Source organism: Actinoplanes oblitus (genome assembly GCF_030252345.1).
GTDB classification, from domain to species: Bacteria; Actinomycetota; Actinomycetes; order Mycobacteriales; family Micromonosporaceae; genus Actinoplanes; species Actinoplanes oblitus.
Window position 1 is genome coordinate 2,735,024 of record NZ_CP126980.1, and the last position, 16,993, is coordinate 2,752,016.

Consider the following 16,993-nt stretch of genomic DNA (forward strand, 5'->3'; position numbering starts at 1 on the left):
GCCCGGCCCGCCGGAGGCGACCATTCCCAAGCCCGGCCCGCCGCAGGCAGCGACCCCGAAGCCCGGGCCGCCGCAGGCGACCACCCCCAAGCCGGGGCCGCCCCAGACCGGCGGTCCCAAGCCGTCCGCCGCAGAAGTTCACGCTCCGAAGCCCGGGCCGTCGCCCGCGGATGCCCGCAAGCCCGCTCCACATCCTCCGGTGGCGGAGGCGAAGCCCGCGCCTTCACCGCATCCTCCGGTGGCGGAGGCGAAGCCCGCGCCTTCACCGCATCCGCCGACTGCGGCCACGTCTGCCAAGTCGGTGCCGTCGAGTAGCGCGAAGCCCGCGCCCTCACCGCATCCGCCGGTTCCGGCCGCGTCCCCCAAACCGGAGGCGTCGAGTGCGGCGGGAAAGCCCGGGTCGCCGGGTGCCGCGGGCAAGCAGGGCCCGGCCGGCGGGCAGAACGGGCCGAAGGCGACAGCCGCGAATCCGGGATCGGCTTCCGCGAAGACGGAGCCGCCCGGTCCGGTCAAGATCCCCGCGTCCGTCGAGGCTGCCGCCGAGAAGGCCGAGACGGTGACGTCGGTCCCGGCGCGAGCCGCGACGGAGCCGGTCGGCGGGAAGGCGAGGACGGAATCGCCGGACCGTTCGCACGGCGTCGGCGCCAAGCCGGGGCGGCCGGATGTGGGGGAGCCGTTGAAGCCGGATGCGCCGGTTGCGGGGCAATCGATGAAGCCGGAGACGCCGAAGGGGAGTTCGTCCATGTCTGTTCAGTCGAAGCCGGAGACCACCGGCCCGGGCTCGCATCAGCCGCGTGACCCCGAGGAGTTGCGTGAGGAGATCGAGCGAACCCGTGCCGAGATGGGGGAGACCGTAGAGGCGCTGGTCGCCAAGGCCGACCTCCCCGCCCGGGTGAAGCATTCCGCAGCGGAGAAGACCGCGCAGCTCAAGGATTCCGCCGCCGGTCTCAAGGACACGGCTGCCGCTCTCAAGGACACGGCTGCCGAAAAGGCCACCGGTTTCAAGGACGTGGCTGCCGAGAAGGCCGGCGGCCTCAAGGACGCGGCCGCCGACAAGACGGCCCAGCTCAAAGACGTGGCTGCCGAGAAGGCGGCCGGTTTCAAGGATGCTGCCGAGAAGGCGGCCGGGTTCAAGGATGCGGCTGCGGACAAGGCGGCCGGGCTCAAGGATGCGGCTGCCGACAAGGCAGCGGGGTTGACGGACGCGGCTGCCGGGAAGACCGCGGCGCTGAAGGAAGCGGTCGGTGACAAAGCCGCCGCGATGAAGGGCACGGACGCGGACCGGAAGACCTCGCCGGGCGCCGCGGACGGCCGTGCGGCAGGCCTGCGGGAGACGGCCACGGACAAGATGGCAGGTCTCAAGGAGACAACGGCGGCCATGGGAGCGCACGCCAGGGAGGCGATGACCCCGAGCGGCACCGGTACCGGGCACATCACCGAGGCGACCGCGCAGGCCGGGACCCGGATGGCCACGTCGGCCGCGGATGCCGCCGAACGCGCCACGGCCGCGTTCGGTTCGGCGCGACGCCGATTCGCCGCGCACCCGAAGGAGTACGCCATGCTCGGCGCCGCTCTGGCCGCCGCCGGAGCGGCCGTAGCCCTGATCCGCCGCTCCCGCTGACCTACGCCACCGGCCTTCTCGGCCGCCCTAGGTGTCGCTGTCAGTGAGATGGCGGGGCGGTCGGGAGGGTCAGGCCGCGCTGGGTGTTGCTGGGCGTGAGATGGCGGTGCTCCGGGGCGGCCGGAGGGTCAGGCCGCGCGGATCAGGGTGAGCAGCGCGGCGTGGGTGTCGGCGTCGGCCGCGGCCAGCAAGCCGGCTCCGGACCGCCAGGGGGCGCCGTCGGTCCCGGTGACCACGCATCCCGCGGCCTCACAGATCGCGATCCCGGCGGCGAAGTGCACGCTGTCCCGGACATCGCCGTATGTCAGGTAGGCCGCCCGGCGCCCGTCCGCGACCCAGAGCAGCGCGAGGGTGGTCGACATGACCCGGGGGCGGAAACGCTCCCGGAAGCCCGGCACGGCGATCACCCGGGCCGGCTCGACGGGGAACGGCGGGTCCAGGTTGATGTCGACCAGCGCCGAGCCGGGGGCCGGGACCAGCGGCGCGTCGGTGCCGTCCGGGCGGCGGACCCGCGCGACCGTGCCGTCCGTCCAGTACGTCTCGCCGGTGAACGGATCGGCGGAAGCGGCCGCCGTCACCCGGTCACCGTCCCGCAGGGCGACGTTGGCCGCGACGAGCGGGGTGCGTACCGCGTAGTTCAGCGTGCCGCAGAGCGGATCGACCAGCCAGCGCCGCCGGGCGTCGGCCGGCCCGGAGGCGCCGGTCTCCTCGCCGGTGATCGCGTCGTCCGGGCAGGCGCCGCGCAGCACGTCGTGAACGGCCCGCTCGGCGGCGAGATCCGCGCTGGTGGCGAAGTCGCCGCCGCCCTTGTCGACCCGGTCCAGGGCGTGCCCGTAATGGTTCCGGATGACGTCGGCGGCGGCCAGCGCGGCAGCGATGGCGGTCTCATGATCCATGAATCGGACCGTAGTGCAGGCGTGCGAGGATGATCCGGCGCCGCCTCCCTCCGGCGCAGGACGGCAGGCTCGGTCACCGATGAACCCCCCGGCAGATCCCGCGCGCCCGGCCCCGGACGCCGAGGCCGACGCCGGTGCGACCCCGGAAGCCGCCGGACCGAAGGCTCCACCATCGAGTGCGACCGCCACAAAAGCCCCGGAAGAGATCGCGGCAGGTGAGGAAGCCCCGGGCGAACCGGCTGCGGATCTGACGGCGGTGGGCGCGCAAACCCCGGGCGAACCGGCTGCGGATCTGACGGCGGTGGGCGCGGAAGCCTCGGAAGAGCCGGTCGAGGGGCCGAAGGCGGCGACCGGCGAAGCGGCCCGGAAAAGCGCTGACGACAGCGAGGCAGCCGCACCGGACAAGGCCCCCGCCGGCGCCGTGGTAAACACCGCTTCTCCGGGTATATCGAAGGGCATGCCGGACACCCCCACCCTGCTCGCCGGCCGCTACCGGCTCGGTGACGAGCTGGGCCGCGGTGGCATGGGCCAGGTCTGGCTGGCACACGACGAGATCCTCGAGCGCGAGGTCGCCATCAAGCAGATCGACCTGCCCGAGGAGCTGGCCGGCGGAGACGCCGCGGTCCGGCGGACGCTGCGCGAGGCCCGCGCCGCGGCCCGGCTCAGCCACCCCAACGTGGTGCAGGTGTACGACGTCCTCTCCCTGGACGACCGCACCTGGATCGTGATGGAGTACGTCCCGTCCCGCTCGCTGCGCCAGGTGATCACCGACGACGGCCCGCTCGACGTGTACCGGACCGCCCGGATCGGCCTGGACCTGCTGGCCGCGCTGCGGGCCGCGCACCGGGCCGGCGTCCAGCACCGCGACGTGAAACCGGCGAACGTGCTGCTCGCCGACGACGGCCGGGTGCTGCTCACCGACTTCGGCATCGCCGCGCTCGACGACGACAGCCTGACCAGCAAGTCGGACGTGCTGCTCGGCTCGCCGCTCTACATGGCCCCGGAGCGTGCCCGGTTCGGGATCGGCGGCCCACCCGCCGACCTGTGGGGGCTGGGCGCGACCCTGTACGCCGCGCTGGAGGGGCACTCGCCGTTCGAGCGCTCGTCGACGATGGCCACGCTGTCCGCGCTCGCCACCGAGGAGCCGGCGCCGGCCCAGCACGCCGGTCCGCTCGCGCCGTTGCTGGCCGGACTGCTGCGCAAGGACCCGGCCGAGCGGATGGTCGCCGAGGAGGCCGAGCAGCTGCTGCGCGAGGCGGTCGCGGCGACGGAGGGGACCGCGTCCGTGCCGGTGGGCCCGGTGATCCCGAAGCCACGGGTGCCGGCGGACGACGTGGCGGCTCCGGCCGTACCGGAAGCCGTACCGGAAAAGGTCCTGCCGAAGCACAACCGGAAGCTGATCGCTCTCGTCGCGGCCGCCGTGGTTCTGATCGCCGGTCTGGCGATCTTCCTGGCGAACCTGCCGTCATCGTCGTCGTCGACGACCGCCGGCGATCCGCCGGCGACGGCCCGGCCGACCGAGGCGACGACCGCGACGGCGGCGCCGAGCACTGCCGCGACCGGCGCGGCGCCGAGTGCGGCGCCGAGCACGGCCGTCAGCGTGACCCCGAGTAAGACCCAGGGAAGCGGCCGGCCGGCGCTGCCCGCCGGGTGGCAGGTCTGGAATGACGAGACAGGCTTTTCGGTGTACGTCCCCAAGGGCTGGACGTCGTCGAAGAAGCCGGGTGCCACCATGCGGTATTTCCGGGATGGTCACGGGCATGTCCTCGGCATCGACCAGACCGATCAGCCGAAATCGAACCCGGTGGCGGACTGGCGATCGCAGCGGGACGTCCGGCTCCGGGGCGGCGATTTCCCGGGCTACAAGGAAATCAAAATCGCTCCGGTCGCGTATTTCAAGAAGGCCGCGGACTGGGAGTTCACGTTCGACAAGGGCGGCGCCCAGCACGTGAACAACCGCGGCGTGGTGACGTCGGCCCACCAGGCTTACGGCTTCTGGTTCCAGACGCCGGCCGCTGACTGGAGCACATACCGCAAGGACGTGCTGGACGTGGTCTTCGCCAGTTTCGTCCCGGTCAAGGACTGATTAGAAGTCGAGCAGGTCGTCGGTGCTGATCGAAAGCGGGAACGGCAGCTCCGAGGTCAGCGTCTCGCCCTGTTTCGCCGTGGCGTGCTCGACGTAGCCCTTGTCCACCAGCCGGAAGAGGCGCACCGTCACTGATTCGTAGTCGAGAAAGTCGGGCTCGACGAGCAAGTACCACGGAATGTGGGCTTCAGCGTAGAACGACCTTTTCTGCAGGCGATCGGTGGCCGCGTTGCTCGGCGAGGTGATTTCGCAAACCAGCAGCACATCGGTGGCTTCGCCGACTGTGGCGACCCTGGGGCCGCCGCCGACGACGATGTCGGGGATGACGATCCGCCCTGGGGCCAGTCGAAGGTTGATGGTCGGCAATGCCCGCAGGCCGGCGTCGCGGGCGGGCCGGTGGAGGCGAAAGATGAGTTGGTTGGAGATGGCCTGGTGCGGGACGTTCGGTGCCGGGCTCACCCAGAGGCTCCCGTCGATCAGCTCGATGCGACTGTGCGTTTCGCCGAGCGCGAGGTATTCCTCCTCGGACCACGGCTCCATGCGATCGGCGAAGGCGTCCCGACTCATGGGCAAAGTCTCGCATGCGCTCATGCCGAAATCATCGCACGCCTAGTTGTCGCGGAGCAAGATGTCATCCGTCAGGGTGGTTCAGCGGGGAATCGCCGGTGCCAAGGTGTGCGCGGCCCGCGCGAGGTGGGTGGCGACCTCGGCGTGGTCGGCGGTGACCAGCCCGACGGTCACCCGCAGGTGCGGGGTGCCGGAGCCGACGGTGAAGGCGGTGCCGGCCGCGGCGCCGATGCCGGCGCTGGCCAGGCTCAGCAAGGCGGCCTGCTCGTCGGCGACCGGCAGCCAGATGTTGATCCCCTCGCCGTCCGGCAGGTCGACGCCGGCCGACCGCAGGCCGTCGCTGATCAGCCGGCGGCGGCGCGCGTACTCGTCCCGGGCGGCCCGCACCGCGGCCACCGACGCCGGGTCGGTGAGCAGCGAGAACAGCAGTCGCTGCAGCAGCCGGCTGGTCCACCCCTGGCCCAGCAGCCGCCGCTCCAGGATCGGGTCGAGCACTGTCGCCGGGCCGCTCACCGCGGCCAGCCGCAGGTCCGGCCCGTGCGACTTGGAGAAGCTGCGCACGTGCACCACCTGCCGGGGCAGGTAGTAGCCCACCGAACAGGCCTCGCCGAAGGCCAGGTCGCCCGCGGAGTCGTCCTCCACCACGTACACCTCGGGGTGCTCCGCGAGCACGGCGGCCAGGGCCGCGGCCCGCGACGGTGACCACGACGCACCCGTCGGGTTCAGTGCCCGCGGCTGGAGGAAGACGGCGGCGGGGCGCCTGGTCAGCGCGGCCGCCAGCTGCTCGGGGAGCATGCCGGCGGCGTCGGTGCCCACCCCGGCCACCGGCACGCCCAGCACCTCGAGCAGGTCCAGCAGCGGCGGGAAGCACGGGTTCTCCACCACCGCCAGGTCACCGAGCCGCAGCAGCGCCGTCGCCACCTGGTCGATGGCGTCCATCGCCCCGTCGAAGACCGCCAGTCGCTCCGCCGGGTACGGCCACCGCTCCCGCAGCAGCGCCGCGAGCGAGGGCAGCACCGGCTCGTCGAGGTAACTGGTCGGCGTGGGGGAGAGCCCGTGCAGCGCCGGGATCGGCGGCAGCAGCGCCGGGTCGGGCACCCCGGTGGACAGGTCGAGCCCGAATCCGCTGGTCCGGCGCAGCGCCGCCCGGTAGCGCCCGGGCCCGCCGCCGCGCGGGGTGGCGACGACAGTGCCGCGGCGTCCGTCCGTCCGGATGGTGCCGGCCCGGCGCAGCAGCTGCCAGGCTGCGTTGACCGTGCTGGGCGACAGGCGCAGCTCGGTGGCGACCGTGCGGACCGGCGGCAGCTTGGCGCCGGCCTCGATGGCGCCCTCGCCGATCGCCCGGCTGACCGCCTCGGCCAAGCCGCGGGCGCTGGGGTCGCTCAGTCGCGTCACTATCGCCTCGAACATTTTTGTTACAGTACATTTCCTCCATTGTTCGGTCCATGGTCGTCACATAATCTCGGCGCATGATTCACATTGCGCACTGGATCGGCGGCGCGGAGCGTGCCGGCGTGTCCGGCCGGGTCGGTCCGGTCTTCAACCCCGCCACCGGCGAGCAGACCGCCGAGGTCGACCTGGCCTCGGCCGCCGAGGTCGCCGAGGCCGTCGCCGTGGCCAAGGAGGCGGCGAGGAGCTGGCGCGCGGCATCGCTGTCCAAGCGCTCGGCGGTCCTCTTCAAGTTCCGCGAGCTGCTCGCCGAGCGGACCGGCGAGATCGCCGCCATCGTCACCGCCGAGCACGGCAAGGTGCTCGCCGACGCGGCCGGCGAGGTGGCCCGCGGCCTGGAGAACGTGGAGTTCGCCACCGGCATCCCGCACCTGATGAAGGGCTCGTTCTCCGAGCAGGCCGCGACCGGCGTCGACGTGTACTCGATCCGTCAGCCGCTCGGCGTGGTCGCCGGCATCACCCCGTTCAACTTCCCGGTGATGGTGCCGCTCTGGATGTGTGCCACGGCGATCGCCGCGGGCAACGCGTTCGTGCTCAAGCCGAGCGAGAAGGACCCGTCCGCGGCGCTCTGGCTGGCCCGGCTCTGGGCCGAGGCGGGCCTGCCGGAGGGCGTGTTCACCGTGCTGAACGGTGACAAGGAGGCGGTCGACGCGCTGCTGCTGCACCCGGACGTCGCGGCGATCAGCTTCGTCGGTTCGACCCCGATCGCCAAGTACATCTACGAGACCGGCACCGCACAGGGCAAGCGGGTGCAGGCGCTCGGCGGCGCGAAGAACCACATGATCGTCCTGCCGGACGCCGAGCTGGACGCGGCCGCCGACGCGGCGATCAACGCGGGGTACGGCGCGGCGGGGGAGCGCTGCATGGCGATCTCGGTGGTGGTCGCCGTCGGTGACATCGCGGACCCGCTGGTCGAGGCGATCGCCGCCCGCCTGCCGAAGATCAAGATCGGTGACGGGGCCGACCCGGGCGTCGACATGGGGCCGCTGATCAGCGCGCAGCATCGTGACAAGGTCGCCGGGTACATCGAGGCCGGAGCGACGCAGGGCGCCACGGTGATCGCCGACGGCCGCACGTCCGAGATCGCGGAGAAGCCCGGGTACTTCCTCGGGGCCACGCTGCTCGACAACGTCACGCCGGAGATGACCGTCTACACCGACGAGATCTTCGGCCCGGTGCTGTCGGTGGTCCGGGTGGACACCTACGCCGAGGCGGTCAAGCTGGTCAACGAGAACGAGTACGGCAACGGCGTCGCGATCTTCACCCGCGACGGCGGGGCGGCCCGGCAGTTCCAGTTCGACGTCGAGGCCGGCATGGTCGGCGTCAACGTGCCGATCCCGGTCCCGGTCGCCTACTACTCGTTCGGCGGCTGGAAGGCGTCGCTGTTCGGCGACAGCCACATGTACGGCCCGGACGGCATCCACTTCTTCACCCGCGGCAAGGTCGTCACCTCCCGCTGGCCGGATCCCGGAACCTCGGCGATCGACCTCGGCTTCCCGCAGACCCGGTAAGGATGTCTTCCGTGACCTCTGAAGAGCAGGTGCGCGCGGACGACCGCGCCCACGTTTTCCACTCCTGGTCCGCCCAGGGCCTGATCAACCCGCTGCCGATCGAGAAGGCCGAGGGCAGCTACTTCTGGGACTACTCGGGCAAGAAGTACCTCGACTTCTCGTCCCAGCTGGTCAACATCAACATCGGCCACCAGCATCCGCGCCTGATCGCGGCGATCCAGGAGCAGGCGGCGAGGCTCTGCACCATCCAGCCGGCCTTCGCCAACGACAAGCGCGGCGAGGCGGCCCGGATGATCGCCGAGGTCGCCCCGGAGGGCCTGAACAAGGTCTTCTTCACCAACGGCGGCGCCGAGGCCAACGAGAACGCGATCCGGATGGCCCGGCTGCACACCGGCCGGCACAAGGTGCTCTCCACGTACCGCAGCTACCACGGCTCGACCGCCACCGCGATCACCGCGACCGGCGACCCGCGGCGCTGGCCGAACGAGCCGGTGGCGGTCGGCGTCGTGCACTTCTGGGGGCCCTACCCGTACCGGTCGCCGTTCTTCGCCGAGGACGAGAGCCAGGAGTCCGAGCGCGCCCTGCGGCACCTGCGCGACACCATCGTCTTCGAGGGTCCCGGCACCATCGCCGCGATCCTGCTGGAGACCGTGGTGGGCACCAACGGCATCCTGGTCCCGCCGCCCGGCTACCTGGCCGGCGTCCGGGCGATCTGCGACGAGTTCGGCATCGTGTTCATCGCCGACGAGGTGATGGCCGGCTTCGGCAGGTGCGGCGAGTGGTTCGCCATCGACAAGTGGGGTGTCACGCCCGACCTGATCACCTTCGCCAAGGGGGTCAACTCCGGCTACCTCCCGCTCGGCGGCGTGGTGATCTCCGACGAGATCGCCGCGACGTTCGACGAGCGGCCGTTCCCGGGTGGGCTGACCTATTCCGGTCACCCGCTCGCGTGCGCCTCCGCTGTCGCCTCCATGCAGATCTTCAAGGAGGAGGGGATCATCGAGCACGCCCGCGCCCTCGGCGAGGACGTGATCGGCCCCGGGCTGGCCCGCCTGAAGGAGAAGCACCCGAGCGTGGGCGAGGTCCGCGGGCTGGGCGTGTTCTGGGCGATCGAGCTGGTCCGGGACGCCGCGAGGACCCCGCTGGTGCCGTTCAACGCGGCCGGTGCGGCGGCCGGGCCGATGAACGAGGTGGCGAACGCCTGCAAGGAACGGGGCCTCTGGCCGTTCACCCACTTCAACCGGGTGCACGTGGTCCCGCCCTGCACGACGAGCGCCGACGAGGTCCGCGACGGTCTCACGATCTTGGACGAGGCCTTGACGGTTGCCGACGGTTTCTACACGTCCTGAGCGTCTCAGCTTCTGAATTCTGTTTCCAGCTTGGAAATTACTTCGGATTCCCTTGTCACGTCCCTCCGGGGTGTGACAAGGTTCCCCCACTTCTGGTGAGCACCACCACACCGATCGGAAGGCGCCACCCCCGTGAGCACCGCATTTCCCGTGCTGCGCAACTTCGTCAACGGGTCCTTCACCGACACCGAGGAGGGGCGGACCTCGCCGGTCGTCGACCCCAGCACCGGGGAGACCTACGCGTACGCGCCGGTCTCCTCGGCGCGGGACGTCGAGGCCGCTGTGGACGCCGCGACCGCCGGGTTCGAGATCTGGCGGGACACCACCCCGGCCGAGCGGCAGCGGGCGCTGCTGCGCATCGCCGACGCCGTGGAGGCGCGGGCCGAGGAGCTGATCGAGGCCGAGTGCCGCAACACCGGCAAGCCGGTCGCGGCGACCCGGACCGAGGAGATCGGCCCGGTGCTGGACGAGCTGCGCTTCTTCGCCGGCGCCGCCCGGATGCTGGAGGGCAAGGCCGCCGGCGAGTACCTGCGCGACCACACCTCTTATGTACGCCGCGAGCCGATCGGCGTCTGCGCCCAGATCACCCCGTGGAACTACCCGCTGGTGATGGCGATCTGGAAGCTCGCCCCGGCGATCGCGGCCGGCAACTCGGTGGTGCTCAAGCCGTCCGACACCACCCCGGTGAGCACCCTGCTGCTCGCCGAGATCGCCGCCGAGTTCCTGCCGGCCGGCGTGCTCAACGTCGTCTGCGGCGACCGGGACACCGGCCGCGCGCTGGTCGTGCACCCCGCGCCGCAGCTGGTCTCGATCACCGGGTCCACCCGGGCCGGGATGGAGGTCGCCGCGGCGGCCGCCCCCGACCTCAAGAAGGTGCACCTGGAGCTGGGCGGCAAGGCCCCGGTCGTGGTCTTCGACGACGTGGACGTCGCGGCCACCGCCGAGGCGATCGCCGGCGCGGGGTTCTTCAACGCCGGTCAGGACTGCACGGCGGCCACCCGGGTCCTGGTGCACGAGCGGATCGCCGCCGACTTCACCGCCGCGCTGGCGGCCGCGGCCAGGAACACCAGGGTCGGCGCGCCGTCCGACACCGACGCGTTCTTCGGCCCGGTCAACAACGTCAACCAGCTGGATCGGATCACCGGCTTCCTGGACCGCACCCCGGCGCACGCCGAGGTGGTGGCCGGCGGCCACCGGATCGGCGAGCGCGGCTTCTTCTTCGAGCCGACGGTGGTGGCCGGTCTGCGGCAGCGCGACGAGATGGTCCAGGACGAGGTGTTCGGGCCGGTCGTCACGGTGCAGCGGTTCGCTGACGAGGCCGAGGCGATCCGGTACGCCAACGACGTCCGGTACGGCCTGAGCGCCAGCGTCTGGACCCAGAACCACGGCCGGGCGATGCGCGTCTCCCGCCGCCTCGACTTCGGCGCGGTCTGGATCAACACGCACCTGCCGTTCGTCTCGGAGATGCCGCACGGCGGCTACGGCCACTCCGGTTACGGCAAGGACCTTTCCATGTACGGCTTCGAGGAGTACACCCGGATCAAACACGTGATGAGTTTTCACGGCTGATCCGGCCCCGCAGAAATCACCACCCCCGCCTCCGAGGTGAAGATATGACCACGTCTCCCCCGCACCAGGCCGTGACGGCGCCGTCCGCCACCGGCGAGCGGACCGGGCATCCGGCGATCGAGTTCGTCGGCGTGCGCAAGGAATACCTGTCGCACGGTGAGGCGGTGCCCGCCGTCAAGAGCCTCGACCTGACGATCGGCCAGGGGGAGTTCTTCTCGCTGCTCGGCCCGTCCGGCTGCGGCAAGACCACCACGATGCGGATGATCGCCGGTTTCGAGGAGCCGACCACCGGCCAGGTGTTCCTGGACGGCAAGGACGTCACCGGGGTCGCCGCCAACAAGCGCGACGTCAACATGGTGTTCCAGTCGTACGCGCTGTTTCCGCACCTCAACGTCCTGCAGAACGTCTCGTTCGGGCTGGAGCGCAAGCGGGTCGCCAAGTCGGAGATCAAGCGCCGGGTGGGCGAGATCCTCGAGATCGTGTCGCTGACCGGCATGGAGAAGCGGCACCCCAAGGAGATGTCCGGCGGCCAGCAGCAGCGGGTCGCGCTGGCCCGCGCCCTGGTCAACCACCCGCGGGCGCTGCTGCTCGACGAGCCGCTCGGCGCGCTCGACCTGAAGCTGCGGCAGCAGATGCAGATCGAGCTCAAGCGGATCCAGCGCGAGGTCGGCATCACCTTCGTCTACGTCACCCACGACCAGGGTGAGGCGCTGACCATGTCGGACCGGATCGCGGTGATGAACGACGGACTGATCGAGCAGCTCGGCACGCCGCGGGAGATCTACGAGAAGCCCGCCAGCCGGTTCGTGGCCGGCTTCATCGGCACCTCGAACCTGCTCGACGGGCAGGTGAGCCGGGTGGAGGACGGGTACGCCGTCCTGGACCTCGGCTCGGAGGGCCGGATCGTGGTCGCGGTTCCCGGCTCGGTGCGGGCCGGCGAGCCCATCGAGGTGTCGGTGCGGCCGGAGAAGATCGATCTGCACCGCGCGACGCCGCCGCAGGTCGCCGGCAGTGTGCTGGCCGGCACGGTGACCGAGGTCGTGTACCACGGGACGTCGACCAACTACACGGTGGCGACCTCCGCGGGCACCGACTTCGTGGTGTTCGACCAGAACGCGCAGGACGCCGAGGACGTCGCGTCTCGTGGCGAGCGCGTCTTCCTCACCTGGGCCCCGCAGCACTCGTACCCGATCGGAGTCTGATGTTCCCGACCAATCAGCCGGATCCCTCCGTCCTCCGCGGCATGACGCAGCGACGGTTCGGCCGTCGCGACGCGCTGCGCCTCGGCGGTACGTCGGCTCTTGGTGCCTTCCTCGCGGCCTGTGGCGTAGCGGGCAAGGGCAAGCCGGAGGCCAGCGTCGCACCCGACGCCGTGCAGAAGTTCTGGAGCGGCAAGGTCAAGAACGGCAAGGTGGACTTCGCCAACTGGCCGCTCTACATGGACCCGAAGAAGCCGGAACTCAAGAAGTTCACCGCGAAGACCGGCATCCAGGTCAACTACCAGGAGGTCATCCAGGAGATGGGTCCCTGGTTCGCCAAGGTGCAGCCCCAGCTCTCGGCCGGCCAGTCGATCGGCTTCGACCTCATGGTGATCACCAACTCGCTGCAGTTCGGACAGTTCCGCAACAGCGGCTTCCTGGCGCCGCTGGACCACTCGAAGCTGCCCACCTACACCGCGAACGCCGCCAAGAAGTACTCCCAGGAGTCGTTCGACCCGGGCAACGTCTTCAGCATCCCGTGGGCGTCCGGCATCACCGGCATCGCCTACGACCCGAAGAAGACCGGCCGGGAGATCACCAAGCTCGCCGACCTGTGGGACCCGGCGTTCAAGGGCAAGGTCGGCATGTTCGCCGACACCCAGGAACTGGCCAACTTCGGCCTGCTCGCGGCCGGCCTCAAGCCGGGCGACTCGGGCGAGGGCGAGTGGAAGAGGGCCGCCGCCAAGCTCAAGGAGCAGAAGGACGCGGGCCTGGTCCGCAACTACTACGACCAGAGCTACGTCGACGCCCTCGGCAAGGGTGAGGTCTGGCTGACCCAGGCCTGGTCCGGCGACATCTTCCAGAAGAACGTCTCGGACGGGACGAACTTCAAGTTCGTCATCCCGGAGGAGGGCGGCACGATCTGGACGGACAACTTCGCCATCCCGGTCACCGCCGCCAACCCGGTCGACGCGATCATGCTGATGGACTTCTTCTACGAGGTCGAGAACGCCGCGTCGCTGGCCGAGTACATCAACTACGTCTGCCCGGTGCCGGCCGCACAGGCGCAGATCACGAAGGACGCGGCCGCCGCCTCGGGCGAGGACAAGGCGCTGCTCACCGAGGTCGCCGGCAGCCCGCTGGTGTTCCCGGGCGACGCGGACTACGCCAAGCTGCACTACTACGTCGATTTCGACACGGCGGAAGAGCAGCAGACCTTCGCCGGCATTTTCGAACCGATCACGTTGAGCTGAGTCGCCGATGAACCGGGTAAAACGTACACTCGCGCCCTACCTGCTCGTGCTTCCCGGCGGGTTGTGGCTGCTGCTGTTCTTCGTGGTGCCGATGGTCACCATGTTCTCGCTCTCCCTGCAGCAGGGCGACATCGTCAACGGGTACGTCTTCACGGGTCACTGGCAGACCTACGTCGACGCGATCACGAACTACCAGACCCAGTTGATCCGCTCACTGGTGTACGGGCTCATCACGACGGTCGCCCTGGTGGTGATGAGCTTCCCGGTCGCGTACTGGATCGCCTTCTACGGCGGCAAGCGCAAGTCGACCTACCTGTTCCTGATCCTGCTGCCGTTCTTCGTGTCGTTCGTGCTGCGGACGATCTCCTGGCGGCAGATCCTCACCGACGACGGCATGCTGTTGCACCCGCTGAAGGAGGCCGGGCTGCTCTCGCCCGGCTTCCACATCCTGGGTACCTCGTACGCGGTCATCTTCGGCCTGGTCTACAACTTCCTGCCGTTCATGGTGCTGCCGATCTACGTGGCCCTGGAGCGGATCGACCCGCGCGTGGTCGAGGCGGCCCGCGACCTGTACGCCAAGCCGCTCACCGTCTTCCGCAAGGTGGTCTTCCCGCTCGCCCTGCCCGGTGTCTTCGCCGGCGTGCTGATGACGTTCGTCCCGGCCAGCTCGGACTACGTCAACTCGGGCGTGCTGGGCAGCTCGTCGACCACCATGATCGGTCAGGTCGTGCAGGCCCAGGCGCTGGCCAACTCCAACTACCCGATGGCCTCGGCCCTCTCGTTCTTCCTGATGGCGGTCCTGCTGACCGGCGTCTTCAGCTATGCCCGGGTCCTCGGCACCGAGGACGTCATGAATGCGGCGGCCCGATGACGACCCAGACCCTCACCCCGCCCGCGACGGCGGCGACCCCGGCCCCGCGCCGGCGGTTCCGGCTCACCGGCGAGCGGGCGATGTTCGCCTACACCTGGCTGATCATCGCCTGGCTCGTGGTGCCGATCCTGATCATGATCGCGTTCGGGTTCAACAACCCGAAGGGCCGGTACAACCAGACCTGGCAGGGCTTCACGCTCAAGTGGTACAAGGACGTCTTCGCGATCAGCGACCTCACGTCGGCCCTGGTCATCTCGCTGGGGATCGCCGTGATCAGCTCGCTGCTGGCCGGCGCCCTGGGTACCGGCATCGGGTACGCGCTCGGCCGCTACCGGTTCCGCGGTGCTGACGGCCTCAACCTGATCATGTTCGCCACCATGTCCTCGCCCGAGCTGATCATGGGTATCTCGCTGCTCACCCTCTTCGTCTCGGCGGGCATCGGGCTCGGCGCGGTGACCATCACCATCGCGCACGTGATGTTCTCCATCTCGTTCGTCTCCACCGTGGTCCGGGCCCGGGTGATCACCCTGGACCGGTCCATCGAAGAGGCCGCCGCCGACCTCGGCGCCAGCCCGTGGACGACGTTCTGGAAGGTCACCTTCCCGATCATCCTGCCGGCCGTCTTCTCCGGCGTGATGCTCGCCTTCGCCCTCTCCATCGACGACTTCGTGGTCACCAACTTCACCGCGGGCACCACCGTGACGTTCCCGCTGTGGATCTGGGGCGCCACCCGCGTCGGCCTGCCCCCGCAGGTCAACGTGATGGGCACGCTGATCTTCGCGGCCGGCATCCTGATCGCCGTCGTCACCAGCCTGCGCTCCCGGTCCAAGGCCAAGCGGGACTGATACCGCGGCGCGGACCACCGTCCCAGCAGCCGCCGCCGACGTGCTCTCCGGTCGGCGGCGGAGCGGCTCGAGGCCGCCCCGCCGGCCGTGCCGGCGGGGCGGCCTCATTGTCGTGTGCCCTGGCCGTGTCGGTCCGGGAGCGGGAACGCGCTCCGCCGGGCCTTGGTCGCCCACTCAGAAACAATGCGGAAATAGTTGCGCGAGGGGTTGTGTGCGACGGAATCCGTAGGCAGGATCGAGAGCGACAACAGGAACTAGTGGTAAGTGGAGAAATCGTGACCGACCGACAGCCCGATGACGTGGACGCACTCTCCGCGACCGCCCGTGACCACCTGTGGATGCACTTCACCCGGCTCTCCGCGTACCAGGACGCTCCGGTACCGGTGATCACCCGCGGCGACGGCTGCTACGTGTGGGACTCCACCGGCCGGCGTTACCTGGACGGGCTCTCCGCCCTGTTCGTGGTGCAGACCGGCCACGGCCGGCAGGAGCTCGCCGAGGCCGCCGCCAAGCAGGCCGGCGAGCTGGCGTACTTCCCGATCTGGTCGTACGCGCACCCCAAGGCGATCGAGCTGGCCGGCCGGCTGGCCGACATGGCCCCCGGCGACCTGAACCGGGTCTTCTTCACCACCGGCGGCTCCGAGGCCGTCGAGTCGGCGTGGAAACTGGCCCGGTCGTACTTCAAGCGGGTCGGCAAGCCGATGAAGCACAAGGTCATCTCGCGTGCCGTGGCGTACCACGGCAGCTCGATGGGCGCCCTGTCGATCACCGGCATCCCGCCGTTCAAACAGGACTTCGAGCCGCTGATCCCGAGCACCATGCGGGTGCCGAACACGAACTACTACCGCCGCCCCGACCCGGACATGACGCCGGAGCAGTTCGGGATCTGGGCCGCCGACCGGATCGCCGAGATGATCGAGTTCGAGGGCCCGGACACCGTCGCCGCGGTCTACCTCGAGCCGGTGCAGAACGCCGGTGGCTGCTTCCCGCCGCCGCCCGGCTACTTCCAGCGGGTCCGGGAGATCTGCGACCGTTACGACGTGCTGCTGGTCTCCGACGAGGTGATCTGCGCGTTCGGCCGTCTCGGCGAGTTCTTCGGCGCCGACAAGTACGGTTACCAGCCCGACATCATCACCGTCGCCAAGGGTCTGACCTCGGGCTACGTGCCGCTGGGCGCGATGATCGCGTCCGAGCGCCTGGCCGAGCCGTTCCGCAAGGGCGAGAACATGTTCGCCCACGGCATCACCTACGGTGGCCACCCGGTCGGTGCCGCCGTGGCGCTCGCCAACATCGACATCATGGAGCGCGAGCAGCTCAACCAGCACGTCACCCGGAACAGCCCGGTCTTCCGGTCGTACCTGGAGCGCCTGCTCGACCTGCCGATCGTCGGCGACGTCCGCGGTGACGGCTACTTCTTCGGCATCGAGATGGTCAAGGACAAGGCGACGAAGGAGACCTTCAACGCCGAGGAGTCCGAGCGCCTGCTGCGCGGCTTCCTCTCCACCGCCCTCTTCGACGCCGGTCTCTACTGCCGCGCCGACGACCGGGGCGACCCGGTGATCCAGCTCGCGCCGCCGCTGACCGCGACCGAGACGCAGTTCGCGGAGATCGAGCAGATCCTCCGCTCGGTCCTGACCGAGGCGTGGAACCGCCTCTGACAGCCCGGGAGAATGCCCGCCTTCCTCGCGAAAGGCGGGCATTTTCGCATTACCCAACCACCCCATTCCGGTACGCCCGGAGCGCTCCCGCCGCGACACGAGCGCCGAGCGGGTGCCGC

General features: G+C 70.2%; 14 protein-coding genes. 10 read left to right on the forward strand and 4 right to left on the reverse strand.

What is annotated here, in order from left to right:
* Positions 1 to 138 precede the first annotated feature (138 nt).
* Positions 139 to 744, reverse strand: coding sequence for a hypothetical protein (locus Actob_RS12310; protein ID WP_284920261.1), 606 nt, complete (start codon positions 742 to 744; stop codon positions 139 to 141).
* Between Actob_RS12310 and Actob_RS12315 the strand changes: the two genes are divergently transcribed.
* A complete protein-coding gene (locus Actob_RS12315) occupies positions 710 to 1,621 on the forward strand; it encodes a DUF3618 domain-containing protein (RefSeq protein ID WP_284920263.1) in 912 nt (303 codons plus the stop codon). The genes Actob_RS12310 and Actob_RS12315 overlap by 35 nt on opposite strands.
* 128 nt (positions 1,622 to 1,749) lie before the next feature.
* Here the strand turns inward: Actob_RS12315 and Actob_RS12320 are convergent, their stop codons facing one another.
* On the reverse strand, positions 1,750 to 2,517 hold the full coding sequence (locus tag Actob_RS12320) for an inositol monophosphatase family protein (RefSeq protein WP_284920264.1): 768 nt from the start codon (positions 2,515 to 2,517) through the stop codon (positions 1,750 to 1,752).
* Between the two features lie 457 nt (positions 2,518 to 2,974).
* Between Actob_RS12320 and Actob_RS12325 the strand changes: the two genes are divergently transcribed.
* The gene (locus Actob_RS12325; protein ID WP_284920266.1) at positions 2,975 to 4,603 is read left to right on the forward strand and encodes a serine/threonine-protein kinase; all 1,629 of its coding nucleotides are present in this window, start codon (positions 2,975 to 2,977) and stop codon (positions 4,601 to 4,603) included.
* Here the strand turns inward: Actob_RS12325 and Actob_RS12330 are convergent, their stop codons facing one another.
* Entirely contained in the window at positions 4,604 to 5,170 is a 567-nt protein-coding gene (locus Actob_RS12330) for a Uma2 family endonuclease (RefSeq protein ID WP_284920267.1), read from the reverse strand.
* Between the two features lie 81 nt (positions 5,171 to 5,251).
* Positions 5,252 to 6,580 carry an aminotransferase class I/II-fold pyridoxal phosphate-dependent enzyme gene (locus Actob_RS12335; RefSeq protein ID WP_284920269.1) on the reverse strand — a complete coding sequence of 443 codons (1,329 nt, stop codon included), beginning with the start codon at positions 6,578 to 6,580 and terminating at the stop codon, positions 5,252 to 5,254.
* Between the two features lie 59 nt (positions 6,581 to 6,639).
* On the opposite strand from Actob_RS12335, the gene Actob_RS12340 reads away from it, so the two are divergent.
* The 8 genes from Actob_RS12340 (at position 6,640) to Actob_RS12375 (ending at position 16,874) form a co-directional block, all read left to right on the forward strand.
* The gene (locus Actob_RS12340; protein ID WP_284920270.1) at positions 6,640 to 8,130 is read left to right on the forward strand and encodes a CoA-acylating methylmalonate-semialdehyde dehydrogenase; all 1,491 of its coding nucleotides are present in this window, start codon (positions 6,640 to 6,642) and stop codon (positions 8,128 to 8,130) included.
* An 11-nt stretch (positions 8,131 to 8,141) separates the two neighbouring features.
* Positions 8,142 to 9,479, forward strand: a complete 1,338-nt coding sequence (locus Actob_RS12345) for an aspartate aminotransferase family protein (protein ID WP_407653621.1) — start codon at positions 8,142 to 8,144, stop codon at positions 9,477 to 9,479.
* 132 nt (positions 9,480 to 9,611) lie between these two features.
* Complete coding sequence (locus tag Actob_RS12350; RefSeq protein WP_284920272.1) at positions 9,612 to 11,048, forward strand: aminobutyraldehyde dehydrogenase; 1,437 nt, start codon at positions 9,612 to 9,614, stop codon at positions 11,046 to 11,048.
* A gap of 44 nt (positions 11,049 to 11,092) precedes the next feature.
* Positions 11,093 to 12,250: an ABC transporter ATP-binding protein gene (locus Actob_RS12355; RefSeq protein ID WP_284920273.1), complete on the forward strand. Its 1,158-nt coding sequence runs from the start codon at positions 11,093 to 11,095 to the stop codon at positions 12,248 to 12,250.
* A 41-nt stretch (positions 12,251 to 12,291) separates the two neighbouring features.
* Complete coding sequence (locus Actob_RS12360; protein WP_284920274.1) at positions 12,292 to 13,500, forward strand: polyamine ABC transporter substrate-binding protein; 1,209 nt, start codon at positions 12,292 to 12,294, stop codon at positions 13,498 to 13,500.
* A gap of 7 nt (positions 13,501 to 13,507) precedes the next feature.
* Positions 13,508 to 14,371, forward strand: a complete 864-nt coding sequence (locus Actob_RS12365; RefSeq protein WP_284920275.1) for an ABC transporter permease — start codon at positions 13,508 to 13,510, stop codon at positions 14,369 to 14,371.
* The gene (locus tag Actob_RS12370) at positions 14,368 to 15,216 is read left to right on the forward strand and encodes an ABC transporter permease (RefSeq protein ID WP_284920277.1); all 849 of its coding nucleotides are present in this window, start codon (positions 14,368 to 14,370) and stop codon (positions 15,214 to 15,216) included. The genes Actob_RS12365 and Actob_RS12370 overlap by 4 nt, the downstream gene beginning before the upstream one ends.
* Positions 15,217 to 15,491: 275 nt before the next feature.
* Complete coding sequence (locus tag Actob_RS12375) at positions 15,492 to 16,874, forward strand: aspartate aminotransferase family protein (RefSeq protein ID WP_284920278.1); 1,383 nt, start codon at positions 15,492 to 15,494, stop codon at positions 16,872 to 16,874.
* The last annotated feature ends 119 nt before the right edge of the window (positions 16,875 to 16,993 follow it).